At 61.9% G+C, this 14,997-nt stretch carries 14 protein-coding genes; 7 read left to right on the top strand and 7 right to left on the bottom strand.

Annotated elements, in window-relative coordinates:
• Positions 1–120 precede the first annotated feature (120 nt).
• Positions 121–1,107, bottom strand: a complete 987-nt coding sequence (locus tag Q1A32_RS17410) for a DMT family transporter (protein ID WP_299656012.1) — start codon at positions 1,105–1,107, stop codon at positions 121–123.
• A gap of 76 nt (positions 1,108–1,183) precedes the next feature.
• Between Q1A32_RS17410 and Q1A32_RS17405 the strand changes: the two genes are divergently transcribed.
• The 3 genes from Q1A32_RS17405 (at position 1,184) to Q1A32_RS17395 (ending at position 4,871) form a co-directional block, all read left to right on the top strand.
• Positions 1,184–2,803: a long-chain-fatty-acid--CoA ligase gene (locus Q1A32_RS17405; RefSeq protein ID WP_299656009.1), complete on the top strand. Its 1,620-nt coding sequence runs from the start codon at positions 1,184–1,186 to the stop codon at positions 2,801–2,803.
• A 67-nt stretch (positions 2,804–2,870) separates the two neighbouring features.
• Entirely contained in the window at positions 2,871–3,080 is a 210-nt protein-coding gene (locus Q1A32_RS17400) for a CsbD family protein (protein ID WP_299614725.1), read from the top strand.
• A 252-nt stretch (positions 3,081–3,332) separates the two neighbouring features.
• Positions 3,333–4,871, top strand: coding sequence for a DUF427 domain-containing protein (locus tag Q1A32_RS17395; protein ID WP_299656006.1), 1,539 nt, complete (start codon positions 3,333–3,335; stop codon positions 4,869–4,871).
• Between the two features lie 184 nt (positions 4,872–5,055).
• Here the strand turns inward: Q1A32_RS17395 and Q1A32_RS17390 are convergent, their stop codons facing one another.
• The 5 genes from Q1A32_RS17390 to Q1A32_RS17370 form a co-directional block, all read right to left on the bottom strand.
• Positions 5,056–6,945, bottom strand: coding sequence for an AMP-binding protein (locus Q1A32_RS17390; RefSeq protein ID WP_299656003.1), 1,890 nt, complete (start codon positions 6,943–6,945; stop codon positions 5,056–5,058).
• A gap of 102 nt (positions 6,946–7,047) precedes the next feature.
• Positions 7,048–7,299 carry a hypothetical protein gene (locus Q1A32_RS17385; protein ID WP_299656000.1) on the bottom strand — a complete coding sequence of 84 codons (252 nt, stop codon included), beginning with the start codon at positions 7,297–7,299 and terminating at the stop codon, positions 7,048–7,050.
• A gap of 19 nt (positions 7,300–7,318) precedes the next feature.
• Positions 7,319–7,579, bottom strand: a complete 261-nt coding sequence (locus tag Q1A32_RS17380) for a hypothetical protein (protein WP_299655997.1) — start codon at positions 7,577–7,579, stop codon at positions 7,319–7,321.
• Between the two features lie 226 nt (positions 7,580–7,805).
• Positions 7,806–8,066 carry a hypothetical protein gene (locus Q1A32_RS17375; protein WP_299655994.1) on the bottom strand — a complete coding sequence of 87 codons (261 nt, stop codon included), beginning with the start codon at positions 8,064–8,066 and terminating at the stop codon, positions 7,806–7,808.
• A gap of 100 nt (positions 8,067–8,166) precedes the next feature.
• Positions 8,167–10,440 carry an NADP-dependent malic enzyme gene (locus Q1A32_RS17370; RefSeq protein ID WP_299655991.1) on the bottom strand — a complete coding sequence of 758 codons (2,274 nt, stop codon included), beginning with the start codon at positions 10,438–10,440 and terminating at the stop codon, positions 8,167–8,169.
• Between the two features lie 196 nt (positions 10,441–10,636).
• Between Q1A32_RS17370 and Q1A32_RS17365 the strand changes: the two genes are divergently transcribed.
• A complete protein-coding gene (locus Q1A32_RS17365) occupies positions 10,637–11,722 on the top strand; it encodes a cupin domain-containing protein (RefSeq protein WP_299655988.1) in 1,086 nt (361 codons plus the stop codon).
• On the opposite strand, the gene Q1A32_RS17360 is transcribed toward Q1A32_RS17365, so the two are convergent.
• Positions 11,719–11,922, bottom strand: a complete 204-nt coding sequence (locus Q1A32_RS17360) for a hypothetical protein (RefSeq protein ID WP_299655985.1) — start codon at positions 11,920–11,922, stop codon at positions 11,719–11,721. The genes Q1A32_RS17365 and Q1A32_RS17360 overlap by 4 nt on opposite strands.
• Positions 11,923–11,995: 73 nt before the next feature.
• On the opposite strand from Q1A32_RS17360, the gene Q1A32_RS17355 reads away from it, so the two are divergent.
• The 3 genes from Q1A32_RS17355 to Q1A32_RS17345 are packed head-to-tail and all read left to right on the top strand — an operon-like array spanning position 11,996 to position 14,864.
• Positions 11,996–12,394, top strand: coding sequence for a cytidine deaminase (locus tag Q1A32_RS17355; protein ID WP_299655981.1), 399 nt, complete (start codon positions 11,996–11,998; stop codon positions 12,392–12,394).
• A complete protein-coding gene (locus tag Q1A32_RS17350; protein ID WP_299655978.1) occupies positions 12,391–13,698 on the top strand; it encodes a thymidine phosphorylase in 1,308 nt (435 codons plus the stop codon). Before Q1A32_RS17355 ends, Q1A32_RS17350 begins: the two co-directional genes overlap by 4 nt.
• On the top strand, positions 13,698–14,864 hold the full coding sequence (locus Q1A32_RS17345; RefSeq protein WP_299655975.1) for a phosphopentomutase: 1,167 nt from the start codon (positions 13,698–13,700) through the stop codon (positions 14,862–14,864). Before Q1A32_RS17350 ends, Q1A32_RS17345 begins: the two co-directional genes overlap by 1 nt.
• Positions 14,865–14,997: the final 133 nt, after the last annotated feature.

Raw genomic sequence — 14,997 nt, 5'->3', positions numbered from 1 at the left:
CCCGTCGCCTTCCGCGTGTCCATTGGCAGAAGGCCAGCGCCCGACCGACCTGGAGGGCCTATGAACAGCGAACGCGCTCAACCATTTCGCACAACAGTGTCGTTCAGCACAGGTGTTGACCTAGCGCCCGCCCTCCGGGGGGAGGTCGGTCGGGCGCTGGCCCGGCTGGGCGCCCGGCACGGGATGCTGTGCAACCGGTTCGCGGGACCGCACCGCAATGATCACACCCGCGAGAACGATCAGCGCGATCCCTGCCCCCTGCACCCACGTCACTGGCTGACCCAGCAACCACCAGCCAAAGAACGGACCGAAGATCATGATGGAATATTCGAACACCGCCACATGGCTGGCCTCGCCCATCTGGTAGGCACGGTTCAGCAGGCCGACCCCGATCACCGAGCCTATGACCTGAACAAGAAGGTAGAGCCACGCCTCTCCAATCGGCCAGATCCAGCCACGGGTCAGAAAGGCCATGCCCCCTACCCCGACCTGTACATTCATCAGCGTGATGATCGCCAGGACCACGGTGCCCAGCACACCTTGCGCCACGAAAATGCCCAAGAGCAGCGTCAGCGTGCTTTCCCCTTCGCACAGCGCCCGTGTCGCCACGACGCCTGAGGCATAGAGGATGCCACCCAGAACCGGCAACACCGCCACCCAGCCAAGGCTGCCACCCGAGGGACCGAGCACCACAAGGATGCCTGCAAACCCCACCGCCACTGCAATGATCCGCCAAGGCCCGATGCGTTGGCGCAGGACAAAGGCCGTCAGCAGCAGCACGAAGATGGGCGATGTAAAGAGCCCTGCCAGCGCCATGGCGATTGGCATGAAGGCAAGTGCTCCGAAATAGCAGAACATGCCCGTCGCAATCAGGGACGACCGGAACGCCACCGCCCTGACCCTGCGGGGACGGACCGTGCCGAAGCCCATGGCCGACAGGGCCAGAATGATCGGGGCCGCCAGCAGCAACCGCATGATCAGAAACTGCCAAACCGAGATCGTTTCCGCGATCACCGCCACATAGATGTCGATCACCCCGATCACACACATGGCGCCGACCATGTTCAGGGCAGCCGCCGTCGGGCGATGGGTGGGGGTGGCTGTCATCAGGGCTTTCCATAGCTTGCGCCCCTCGCCATAAGTGCGCAACATCACTGCGCACAAAAGGACTGGGAGGACCGATATGGGTTGGATGGCAGATGAAACCGGTCTCGGCAAGACGGCTGCGAATTACGTACCCCTGACGCCCCTGTCGCACCTGCGGCGCGCGGCTTCTGTTTTTACGGAGCGGACTGCGGTGATCTATGGCGATCATCGCGTGACTTACGCGCAGTATTACGAGCGCTGCACACGGTTGGCGTCGGCCTTGGCCGAGATGGGTGTGGCCCCCGGCGATGTGGTGGCAACCTTGATCCCGAACCTGCCCGCGCAGGCCGAAGCGCATTTCGGCGTGCCTGCCTGCGGGGCCGTTCTGAACACGATCAACACGCGGCTGGATGTGGAAACGGTCGCCTATATTTTTGACCATGGCGGTGCCAAGGTTGTGCTGGCCGACCCTCAGTTTCTGGAGCTGGCAGAGGCGGCGATTGCGAAGATGGACGGCCCGTCCCCGCGGATTGTCGAGGTGGCGGATGCCGCCCATGGCTGGCCCGCGTCGGGGCGGCATCCTGAATATGAAGCGGTGCTGGCCTCTGGCGATCCGTCCTTTGACTGGATCATGCCCGAGGATGAATGGGAGAGCCTTGCCCTCAACTATACTTCCGGCACGACCGGTCGGCCCAAGGGCGTCGTGTACCATCACCGGGGCGCGTATCTGATGACCATGGGCACCGTGGTGTCGTGGCGCATGGTGCTGCATCCGGTCTTTATGGCGATTGTCCCGCTGTTTCACTGCAATGGCTGGAACCACACGTGGATGATGCCGATGCTCGGGGGCACGCTGGTGTGCTGCCGGGACATCGCCGCAAAGCCCATCTATGACGCGATTGCGGACGAAGGTGTCACGCATTTTGGTGGCGCGCCGATTGTGCTGAACATGCTGGTGAATGCCGACGATGCCGAGCGGCGCGACTTCGATCATGTGGTCGAGGTGTTCACTGCCGGTGCGCCCCCGGCCCCTGCCACCCTGGACAAGATCGAGAAGCTGGGTTTCAACGTCACGCAAGTGTACGGGCTGACCGAGACCTATGGGCACGTGACCGAATGCCTGTGGCAAAGCGACTGGGACGGGGCCGAGGATACCGCCGCCATCAAGGCGCGCCAGGGCGTAGCGTTTCCGATGATGGAGCATATCACCGTTATGGACGGCGGCATGGCGCAGGTGCCAATGGACTCTGCGGCACAGGGGGAGATCATGATCCGGGGCAACTCGGTCATGAAGGGGTATCTGAAGAACCCGGATGCCACGGCAGAGGCGTTTGAGGGTGGGTATTTCCACTCGGGCGACATCGCGATCCAGCATCCTGATGGCTACATCCAAATTGCGGACAGGGCCAAGGACATCATCATTTCGGGCGGCGAGAATATCTCCTCCGTCGAGGTTGAGGGCGTGCTGATGGCGCATCCGGATGTGAACCTGGCGGCGGTGGTGGCGAAGCCGGATGAGAAGTGGGGCGAGGTGCCCTGCGCCTTTGTCGAATTGAAGCCGGGGGCCTCGCCGTCCGAGGCGGATTTGATCGCGTTTTCGCGCGAGACTTTGGCGGGGTTCAAGGCGCCGAAGCAGGTGGTGTTTCAGGAATTGCCCAAGACCTCGACCGGGAAGATCCAGAAGTTCGAGTTGCGGAAAACTGCCGCCGCCCTGTGATGCAGGGAACGCCCAGGTCTCACGCGCGTTGATCCAGTGAACAGACACCGCGCAAAGGAGACACGACATGAACTGGGATACGATCAAGGGCAATTGGAAGCAGATGACCGGCTCGCTCAAGGAGAAATGGGGCGAATTGACGGACGACGATCTGCAACAGGCCGAAGGCGACCGCGATCAGTTGGCGGGCAAGATCCAGGAACGCTATGGCGTGGCCAAGGATGAAGCCGAACAGCAAATTGATGCGTTCATGGCCGAAAATAAAGCCAAGTTCTGAGCCAAAAACGCTGTCCCCGTGGGGTTTGTCCCCGCGGGGACAACATGTTCTGAGCGGTCATTCAATCTTAGCCGTTCCGTGATTTGTACCCCAAGTCAAAGACTTGACACACCGGGCGGTGCGGTCACCGAAATTCCACCAAATATTAACATGCTGGCGGCCAAGGGGCCGCGGTTTCGTGTTATGTGATTTCTGCCCTTGGTGGTCTGGTCCGCCGCGCCCATGTAGGATGGACGTGTAAGGGGACGCCCAATGAGCCTTGACGACATTGCCAAACCTGCCGGCTACAGTATTGATGTGGAGCCGCTGACGCATCCGTTGCGCATCTGGCACAACGATATCCTGCTGGTCGAAACCATGCGCGCCCGCGCCATGTACGAGACGCGCCTGCCCACGGCCATCTATGTTCCGCGCGAGGACATCGTGGTGCCGCTGGGGCCAAAGACGGAGCTGCAGACCTTTTGCCCGTTCAAGGGCACGGCAAGTTACCATGATGTATTGCTGGATGGGAACACCATCGAGAACGGGGTCTGGAGCTATGTGTCGGCCCTGCCGGAGAGCAAGGGCATTCAGGGCTATGTCGGCTTCATGCCCAATGCTGCGACCCGTGTTGATCTGGGCCAGAACCAGTTGCAGACCGACCGCGATGGCAACATCACCGGGCCTTTGGTCGACTGGTTGATGCGCGAGGCGGGCACCGTTCCCAATCCCGAGGAATTCACCCGTGCCGTCGCCACGAAGATGCGTGAGAATGGCATTGCCGTGTCCCGTCTTGCGGTGCTGGTCTGGTCGCTGCATCCGATGATTGCGGGCAAGAACCATATCTGGCGGGCGGAGACGGACGAGGTGCAGACCTTTACCCCGTCCTACGACATTCATCAGTTTCCGGGCTTTGTGAACAGCCCGCTCCAGCATGTGTCGAACGGTTTGGGCGGGGTGCGTCAGCGGCTGGCGGATACGGACGAGGCGTCGCGTTTTCCCATCATGGACGATCTGCGCGCCGAGGGGGCGACAGATTATGTCGCCATGCCCCTGCCCTTTTCCGATGGGCGGACAAATGTGCTGACGTTGACGTCGGACCATCCTGATGGGTTCACCACCGAGAACCTTGGGCTGGTGTTTGAATGTGCGACCGTCATCAGCCGGTATTACGAGGTGTTCATGCAGCGCGACAATGCGCAGGCCTTGCTTGAGACCTATGTGGGCAAGCGGTCCGGTGCGCGCGTGTTGGGCGGAGAGATCCGGCGCGGCGACGGCGACGAGATTGATGCCGCCATTATGTTCTGTGATCTGCGCGGCTCCACCCGGTTGGAGCAGGAATTGCCGCGCGATGAATACATTGCGCTGCTGAATGCGTTTTTGGAGATCACCTCGACCGTGGTGGATGCCCATGGGGGCGAGGTTTTGAAGTTCATCGGCGACGCTGTGTTGGCCGTATTCCCGGCGGGCGAGGATGCAGCGGCGGCTTGTGCGTCCGCTTTGGACGCCGCGCGCGCTGTGGTGGCGCAGGTGGCAGAGGATGAGGTCACGGCGCAGACGTCTTGTGCCATTGGCATTGCCTTTGGTCGGGTGACCTATGGCAATATCGGGTCAAGCACGCGGCTGGATTTCACCGTGATTGGTCTGGCCGCGAATGTGGCCGCACGCCTTTGCGATGCGGGCAAGAGCCACGGCCACGCCATCATGGTCACGGATGAGGTGGCGGCGACCCAGACCGGGTTGGCCGATCTGGGGTCGCTTGAGTTGCGGGGCGTCAGCGACCCCGTGCGCGCCTTTGGGGATCGGTCGTAGGGCGGAAGCGTCCTGCCCTAATGATAAGGGCAATTTAGCCGCACACTTAAGACGTGTCTGACAGGGATTCACGCGCCGACCCGGGGGTGGCGCAATCGCGCCGCCCCATGGGGGCGGGTCGGCGCGGCCTGACGGTTCCCGTCAGGCGGGTGGTTCGAATGAAGCGGCGTGTCTCAGGTTTGGCTTACCCTTTAGCGTAGCCGATGGTTTGCAGCGCGTCCTTGATTTCGTCCAGAATGGCCGGGTCGTCGATCGTGGCGGGCATCTTGAAATCCTGATTGTCCGCGATTTTCACCACCGTGGCGCGCAGGATTTTGCCCGAACGCGTCTTGGGCAGGCGGTCCACGACGATGGCCTGTTTGAAGGCGGCGACCGGGCCGATCTGGTCGCGGATGCGTTTGACGCATTCGCTGACAATCTCCGGATGGGGCCGGTTGACGCCGTTGGTCAGGCACAGAAGGCCCACGGGCGATTGCCCCTTGAGCTGATCGGAGACACCGACCACCGCGCATTCTGCGACATCCGGGTGCCCTGCGAGGACTTCCTCCATCGCACCGGTGGACAGGCGGTGCCCGGCCACGTTGATCACGTCATCGGTGCGCGCCATGATGTAGAGGTAACCGTCTTCGTCCATCATGCCCGCATCGCCCGTCTCGTAATAGCCGGGGAAAGTGTGCAGGTAGGATTTTATGAACCGGTCTTCGGCGTTCCAGAGCGTGGGCAACGTGCCGGGGGGCAAGGGCAGTTTAATGGCGATGGCACCGAGTTCGCCTGCCGCGACTGGGTGGCCCGCATCGTCGAGGATTTGCACGTCGTAGCCGGGCATCGCGACGGTGGGGGAACCAATTTTGACGGGCAGCGCTTCGAGACCCGCAGGGTTGCCCGCGATGGTGTAGCCAGTTTCGGTCTGCCACCAATGGTCATAGACCGGTACGCCCAGCATGTCCTGTGCCCATTGAATTGTGTCGGGGTCCGCCCGTTCACCCGCGAGATACAGTGCGCGGAGACCGCTCAGGTCATATTTGGCGCGGTATTCGCCTTTGGGATCCTCGCGTTTCACCGCGCGGATGGCAGTGGGGGCGGTGAAGAAGGTTTTGACGTCATGTTCTTCGATCACGCGCCAGAAGGTGCCTGCATCTGGCGTGCCGATGGGTTTGCCTTCGAACACCACCGTGGTGTTGCCCGCAATGAGCGGCGCGTAGCAGATGTAGGAGTGGCCGACGACCCAGCCGACATCTGACGCGGCCCAGAAGACGTCCCCCGGATCGACCTGATAGATGTTCTTCATCGTCCAGTTCAGCGCCACGAGATGGCCCGCTGTCGGGCGCACCACGCCCTTGGGCGCGCCGGTGGTGCCCGAGGTGTAGAGGATATAGGCTGGGTGATCGCCGGGCACGGGTGTGCAAGGGGCCGGATCAACGCCTTCTTGCGCCGCATGCCAGTCCACATCAAGGGGGCCGAGTTCACAAGGCGACTGGTCGCGTTGCAGGATCACGTTGAATTCGGGCGTGTGGTCGGCCAATTCAATGGCGCCGTCGAGCAAGGGTTTGTATTCCACCGTGCGGCCGGGTTCGAGACCGCAGGAGGCGGCGATGATCGCTTTGGGTGTGCAATCGTCGATGCGGACCGCCAGTTCGTTCGCCGCAAAGCCGCCGAACACCACCGAATGGATGGCTCCAAGCCGGGCACAGGCGAGCATGGCGACCAGCGCTTCGGGCACCATTGGCATGTAGATGATGACGCGGTCGCCCATGACGACACCCTTGGCCGCAAGCGCGCCTGCCAGCGAGGCGACTTGGGTTTGCAATTCGGCATAGGAGGTTTTGGATTTCGTGCCGGTGATCGGGCTGTCATAGATGATGGCCGTCTGATCGCCGCGGCCCGCTTCGACATGGCGGTCGACGGCGTTCCAGCAGGTGTTCACCTGTGCATCCGCGAACCAGTCGTAGAGGTGGTCGGCCCGCTGGCTCAGTGCCTTTGTCGGCGCTTCGACCCAATCGATGGCCTCTGCCGCTTGCATCCACCACCCTTCCGGGTCGGCTTTCCAGCTGTCATATTCCGCGCGGTAGCCCATGGCCCATCCTCCCTTAACGTCTTGGGAGAAAGGGTTACGCGGGCAAGGGCGCCGGGGGCAAGGGCCGTGAGCGCCAACAGGGGCAGAATGTCTCGGGTCTGATCAGTCGTTGCGGTCCAGTTTTTCGTAAGAAAGCGCCGCGCGACAGTCGGCATCGTCGGTGGCCGAGCAGCTTACCGGGCGATTGCCGTCATAGATCACCCGCTTGGTGAACGTGTTGCCGTTGGTCGAATACTCCCGGGTGACGGCACGCAGTGTCTCCCCGCGGTAGTTGAAGGTGCCCTCGCGCTCGGACACCACCTCTGTGCAGGCGATGAGGGCCAGGGGGAACACAAGGGCAAGTGTAAGTCGCATCACGTCATCCTTTGCTGTCTCAGAAACCGCTGCGCGCCCGGTTGAACGTGTCGAGCAACGCGGTTTCGCAGTCTTCGCGGTCGTTTGGAATACAGGTGACCCGTTCGGCACCGACATAGATGGTCATGCGGGAGTAGGTGCTGCCGTCCGGGCGCTGGAACTGGCGGGTCGTCGTGTCGTAGGTCTCGCCTCGCGAGGTGAAGGTGCCTGCGTCCTCGCTGACCGTATCGACACATCCGGCCATGCCCACGCAGGTGAACATCATCAACATCAAGCGCATGGTACCCCCGTCCTGCCGAAATCCTAGTTTGGATATAGGGTGAACCCGGTGGATTTCCTTTGGGTCCCGGCCTGTTTGGAAAAAATTTTCGAGACAAGGTGCATGCAGGGTGCCTGATCGCCCGGCCCCGGAACGGACGGCGCATTGCGTTTGGCCTTTGGCGGCATCATCCCAGCCAATCGATGTGGCCCTGTTCGACGGTTTTGCGCGCTAAGATACAGCGCGTCTATGCGCCACGATCGCCCGCACTTTTGGTGGCTTCGATCACGCCCAACGTGCAATCCGCGTCGTCCGTGGCAGAACAGCTGACCCGCCGTGCGCCCACGAAAATGGTACGTCGTTGAAAGGTCCGGTCACCGGTGGTGATGTCCTGTGTGATCGACCTGTAGGTCTCTCCCCGGAAGGTAAACGTGCCTTCCTGAACGACAGTGGCATGGCTACAGGCGGCCAGTGTCACCGCGCAGGTGGCAAGGAGTGCGTGTTTCATCCGGTTTTCTCCTTATGGTGTTTGAAAGACCAGATGTGTTTGATCGGACGGGAAGCAAAAAACGTCTTTTCACCTTCAGGTGAGGGACGCCCCCCGTTGCCTAGCCGTAATGCGCCACGGGGGTGCCCGCGACGGCGGACATGTTCAAAAGGCCGCGCGCAGTGATCGAAGGCGACACGATGTGGGCGCGATTGCCCATGCCCATCAGGATGGGGCCAACCTCTAGCCCGCCGCCCTTCATCTTGAGGATGTTGCGCACGCCCGAGGCCGCATCGGCATGGGCGAAGACCAGCACGTTGGCGGCCCCGTCCATCCGGTTGCCCGGGAACAGGCGGTTGCGCAGTTCGGGATCAAGGGCGGTGTCGATGTTCATCTCTCCCTCGTAGCAGAAATCGTGCCCTTGCGCGTCGAGCATGCGGATCGCCTCGCGCAGGCGCCAGCCCGAGCCGTCGCCCTGATTGCCGAACTGGCTTTGCGAGCAGAAGGCGATCTTGGGTTCGATCCCGAAACGGCGCACGTGGCGTGCGGCGCCCACGGCAATCTCGGCAATCTGTTCCGGTTCCGGGTGCAGGTGAACCTGCGTGTCGGCGACAAAGAGCGGGCCGTCTTCGAGGATCATCATGGACAGCGCGCCGACGGGGTGATGCCCGTCGCGGCCCAGAACGCAGTTGATGTAGTTGAGGTGCCAGCGGAACTCACCAAAGGTGCCGCAGATCAGGCTGTCCGCCTCGTCCCGTTGCACCATAACGGCGCCGATGGCGGTGGTGTTGGTGCGCATGATCGCGCGGGCCAGATCGGGCGTGACGCCGCGGCGGCACATCAGCTCGTGATAGGTGCCCCAATAGTCGCGGTAGCGGGGGTCGTTTTCGGGGTTCACCAGATCGACTGTGTCCCCGATCCTGATCGTGAGGCCCGCGCGCGCAATCCGCGCCTCGATCACCTCGGGCCGTCCGATCAGGATGGGGCGTTCGGTGGTTTCCTCGACCATGGCTTGGGCGGCGCGCAGCACCCGTTCATCTTCGCCTTCGGCAAAGACAATGCGGCGGGATGTGACGCGGGCGGCGTCGAACACCGGGCGCATCAGCAGGGCCGATTTGAAAACTGACCCGTCCAGCGACGTCTTGTAGGCGTCAAGGTCCGCGATGGGGCGTTGTGCGACGCCTGTCTCCATGGCGGCCTTGGCCACGGCAGAACTGACCACGCCTACAAGGCGCGGATCGAACGGTTTGGGGATCAGGTATTCAGGGCCGAAATTGAGCTGTTCGCCTTGGTAGGCGGCGGCTGCTTCGGCGCTTGTGGTGGCGCGGGCAAGGGCCGCGATACCATCGATGCAGGCCAGCTGCATTTCATCATTGATCGTTGTGGCGCCCACATCAAGCGCGCCGCGGAAGATGAACGGAAAGCACAGCACGTTGTTGACCTGATTGGGGAAATCGCTGCGGCCCGTGGCAATGATGGCGTCAGGTGCCACGCTGCGGGCGTCGTCGGGCAGGATTTCAGGTGTGGGGTTGGCGAGGGCAAAGATGATCGGCTGCTTTGCCATCTTTGCGACCTGTTCAGGCTTCAGAACGCCGGGGCCGGACAGGCCAAGGAACATGTCTGCGCCGTCGATCACATCATCGAGCGTACGTTTGTCTGTCGCTTGGGCAAAGGCGGCCTTGGCCGGGTTCATGTCTTCGGCCCGGCCCTCGTAGACAAGGCCGTGGATGTCGCAAAGCCAGACATTTTCGCGTTTGACGCCCATTTTGAGCAACATGTTGAGGCAGGCGATGCCTGCGGCCCCGCCGCCTGTACTGACAATCTTGATGTCTTCGAATTTTTTGCCCGTCACGTAGAGCGCGTTCTTGGCCGCCGCCCCGACGACGATGGCGGTGCCGTGCTGGTCGTCATGGAACACCGGGATATTCATACGCTCGCGGCAGAGTTTTTCGACAACAAAGCAGTCGGGGGCCTTGATGTCTTCGAGGTTGATGGCGCCGAAGGTCGGCTCCAGCGCGCAGACGATGTCGGCCAGTTTTTCCGGGTCGTTTTCGTTCACTTCGATGTCGAAGCAGTCGATCGAGGCGAATTTCTTGAAGAGCACCGCCTTGCCCTCCATCACCGGTTTGGAGGCCAGCGCGCCGATGTCACCGAGCCCCAGAACGGCCGAACCGTTGGAGACGACGGCCACCAGATTGCCACGTGCGGTGAAGCGGGCGGCGTTTGCGGGGTCGTCCTTGATTTCAAGGCAGGCTTCGGCCACGCCGGGGGAATAGGCGCGCGCCAGATCGCGCCCGTTTGCCATCGGCTTGGTCGCACGGATTTCGAGTTTTCCGGGTTTGGGGAATTCGTGGTAGGCGAGTGCCGCGTCGCGCAAATTTGGTGTGTCGGCCATGGAATGTCCCCTTTGGGTCGTCGGATTTGGTTTAGCGTTAAACTGTTTTGCGGACGCCGCCAATTGACGTTTGGTCAGATGTGGCAATCGTGATCCGGATGAGCGCTTTGCGCACGACCTTACATTGAGGGGGCTCTGCCCCCGTTGCATTCGCAACGCCCCCGGAGTTTATTTGGCAAAGTGAAGGGGATCCCGGATGGTTGAGGTTCGCGCAGAGATACGGCTGCCCACGCAGGAATTGCGCGACGATATTCCGTTTTTCACCAAGGTTCTGGGGATGCGGATGGATATGATCTATCCCGCTGATGACCCGTCTGTGGCTGTGTTTTCAGGCCATGGGTTACGCGTGCGTATCGAAGCAGGTGCCAGCGAGCCGCCGGGGACGTTGCGTATATTGACGGATGATCCTGATGCGTTCGCGGGTGGCGCGCGAGAATTGGTGGCCCCGAATGGCACGCGGGTTGAAATTGATGATCTGAACCCACCGCTTGTGATGCCTGAAACCGTGCACAGCTTTGTCGTGCGCAGGTTGGCTGATCAGGCGCCCTGGATCATTGGACGCGCGGGCATGCACTACCGCGATCTGATCCCTGACCGGTTGGGCGGGTCGATCATTGCCAGTCATATCCGCATTCCCGATGGCGGCCCTGTGCCTGACATGGTGCACTATCATACGGTCGGGTTTCAGCTGATCTTTTGCTATCGGGGCTGGGTGGACCTTGTGTACGAAGATCAGGGCGCGCCGTTTCGGCTGCATGCGGGCTGCTGCGTGATCCAGCCGCCAGAGATCCGACACCGGGTGCTGTATGCAAGTGACAACATCGAGGTGATCGAGATCGGGGTGCCAGCCGAGCATGTCACCACCATTGATCACGAAATGGAACTCCCCAACGGCCCGGCCAATCCAGAGCGACGATTTCAGGGCCAGCGCTTTGTGCATCACAAGGTCGAGGATGCGGTCTGGCGCCCATTTCGCCTGAGTGGATTTGAGGGACGCGATACCGGGATTGCAAACGGAACGGCAGGGGTTGCAGGGGTTCAGGTTGCGCGAAAGGGGTCCGGCCCGCTGGAGTGGACCGCCCATGACAGCGACATCCTGTTCACCTTCGTGATGGACGGCACAATGACGCTTGAAGGCGAAGGGCGTGCCCCGTTTGCGCTGGAGCCGGGCGACGCGTTTGTGGTCCCGCCCGGCATGGTAACCCGCTATTCCAATCTGTCAGATGACATCGAATTGCTGGAAGTATCATTGCCGGGCGTCTTCGCAACGACACCAGTTTAGTCCATTGCCTTGAGGGCTTCGATCCGTTGCTGCGCCTGTGTTTCGCTGAGTGCGGTGTCGAAGGGCTCGCCCTTCGCTTCGCATAGTGCGCGCAGTTCGGCTGCGGTTTTTTCGGTCATTTCCGCGACGCTTTCGTCGCTCGCGTCCGGCGCGGATGCGGGGGACACGACAAGTCGTGATGACTGGTTTGTGCTGGACATGGTTTCTCTCCTTTAGCAGGTAGTCAAAAAGCCAACGCTTGGATAGGATCGGAGTTCCGAAACGAGGATGGTTATGGACGAGCTGAAGCAGGCCGCAGTGGCGGTGCGGGAAAATGCGCATGCGCCCTATTCGAATTTCAAGGTGGGGGCCGCTTTGCGTGCAGCGGACGGCACCGTATTTTCTGGCTGCAATGTTGAAAACGTGGCTTATCCCGAGGGCACATGTGCCGAAGCCGGAGCCATTGCGGCCATGGTGGCCGCGGGTCAGCGCCAGATCCTCGAAGCCTATGTTGTTGCAGGCAGTCCGATGCCAGTGCCCCCCTGTGGTGGGTGCCGCCAGAAGCTGGCCGAGTTTGGCGCGGGCGATGTGCGCGTGACCATGGCCACGACCAAAGGGGTCGAGCAGGTGATGACCTTGGCTGAACTGCTGCCCGGTGCGTTTGTCGCGGCCCACATGGATGGCGACGCATGAGCGACGCGCGGTCCATCATCGCCAAGTTGCGGCAACGGCAGACCCCATCCCGCGATGAGCTGACCTGGTTCGCCCAGAGCCTTGCCGATGGCACTGTGACGGACGCCCAAGCGGGTGCCTTTGCCATGGCCGTGTGCCTGAACGGTCTGGGTGATGCGGGGCGCGTGGCCCTGACCATGGCGATGCGTGACAGCGGGCAGGTGCTGGTGTGGGATTTTGACGGCCCCGTTCTCGACAAGCATTCGACCGGCGGTGTGGGCGATTGCGTCAGCCTGATCCTCGCCCCTGCCCTTGCCGCGTGCGGCGCCTATGTGCCGATGATTTCGGGGCGCGGGTTGGGTCATACCGGTGGAACACTGGACAAACTTGACGCGATCCCCGGCGTGTCGACGCAGTTGAGCGAGCGGCGCTTGCGCGATGTGATGACCAAAGCCGGATGCGCCATTGTGGGCGCCACCGCGCAGATCGCGCCAGCGGACAAACGGCTTTACGCCGTGCGCGATGTCACAGCCACCGTTGAAAGCATGGACCTGATCACGGCGTCGATCCTGTCGAAAAAGCTGGCGGCGGGGCTGGACGGGTTGGTGCTGGACGTCAAGGTGGGGTCTGGCGCGTTCATGAAAGACGCGGAGGATGCGCGCGCCTTGGCTGATGCGCTGGTCAACACGGCCAATGCGGCCGGGTGCAAGACCACTGCGCTGATCACCGATATGTCTCAACCCCTTGCCCCTGCTCTTGGCAACGCCCTTGAAGTGGCGCACGTGATGCGGACCCTGACCACGTCGCCCAGCGGGCCACTGGTTGAGATTTGTGCCGCCCTTGGCGGTGTCCTGTTGGCCAATGGCGGGCTTGCCAAGGATGTTCAGGCGGGTGCCGATGCCATTGTGAGTGCGATCAGTGATGGGCGCGCAGCCGAGCGATTTGGTGCGATGATTGCGGCGATGGGCGGGCCCGTGCACTTCGTGGAGAACTGGCCCCGTTTTTTGCCCGAAGCCACGGTGATCCGCGAGATCAATGCACCCGGGGCAGGCTTTGTCACGGCCATGGACGGAGAGGCGCTGGGCCTTGCCGTTGTGGATATGGGCGGTGGGCGCAAGGTTGAGAACGATGTGATCAATCCGGGCGTCGGACTGTCGGATGTGGTGCGATTGGGCACCAAGGTTGCCAAGGGCCAGCCCCTGTGCGTCGTACATGCCGCCCGCCCGGCGGAAGCCGACCGGGCCGAGGCAGCAGTGCGTGCGGCGATCACAATCGGTCCACAGGCGCCGACTGTTCCGGACCTCATCACCGAACGGATCGGTTGATGCCCCGCGCGTTTCTCATCGTCATGGATTCCGTTGGCATCGGCGGCGCACCGGATGCGGATGCGTATTTCAACGGTGACGTGCCAGACACCGGCGCAAATACGGTCGGACACATCGCCGAGGCCTGCGCAGCAGGTCGCGCCGAAGACGGGCGTAGCGGTCCGTTGGCCGTGCCGCATCTGGCCACGCTGGGATTGTTTGATGCCATGGCGCTTGCCAATGGTGGCAGTGGAACAGGCCCGTGGGGGGCGGCCACGGAGGTGTCGCAGGGCAAGGACACCCCGTCCGGGCATTGGGAACTGGCCGGTGTACCTGTGCCGTGGGACTGGCATTACTTTCCAGACGAGACGCCGGCCTTTCCCGATGATGTTGTCGACGCTGTCAGCACTGCGGCGGGCGTCGATGGCATATTGGGCAATTGCCACGCGTCCGGCACAACCATCATTGCGGAGCTGGGGGCAGAGCATGTTCGGACCGGCAAGCCGATCTGTTACACATCCGCAGACAGCGTGTTCCAGATCGCGGCCCACGAAGACCATTTTGGCCTGGATCGGTTGATGGATCTTTGCAAGGCGGTGGCCCCGAAATTACACAACATGCGGGTGGGCCGTGTCATTGCGCGTCCGTTCGTGGGTGAGCCGGGTGCATTTGAGCGGACCGTCCACCGCCGCGACTTTGCGATCACGCCCCCTGCCCCCATCCTGACCAATTGGGTACAGGATGCCGGACGGCATGTTTACGGGGTGGGCAAGGTTGGTGACATCTTTTCCATGCAAGGCTTTGACGAGGTACGCAAAGGGCCGGATGCAACGCTGATGGAGCATCTTTCGACCCTCGTTGATGAGGCGGAGGATGGCAGCCTGACATTTGCCAATTTCGTTGAATTTGACAGCCTGTATGGACACCGACGGGACGTGTCAGGCTATGCCCGGCATCTCGAGTGGTTCGATGCGCAGATCGGTGCGCTGTTGCCGCGATTGCGTGCCGATGATCTGCTTGTTCTGACGGCTGATCACGGCAATGACCCCACTTGGGTTGGCACGGATCATACGCGCGAGCGGGTCCCTGTTTTGGTGAAAGGTGGCGACGGCGGGCCTCTTGGGTTGATAGGATTTCAGGACGTCGCTCATCTGGTGGCGCGGCATCTGGGCGTCTCTCCAAAATGAGCGCCTGACGGCGCGCGCGATATTTTGGCGCTGGCGCGCATTGGGGCGCTGCCCCAAACCCCGTGATATTTTCAGTCAGAAGAAGGGGTATTGTCGGCGCGTTGATCGCGAGGCAGAAGGAGGCACCAATGAG

Origin of the sequence: uncultured Tateyamaria sp., from assembly GCF_947503415.1 — a bacterium.
Classification (GTDB): Bacteria; Pseudomonadota; Alphaproteobacteria; order Rhodobacterales; family Rhodobacteraceae; genus Tateyamaria.
The sequence above is the reverse complement of the archived record's forward strand: the minus strand, read 5'-3'. Positions and strand labels throughout refer to the sequence as shown.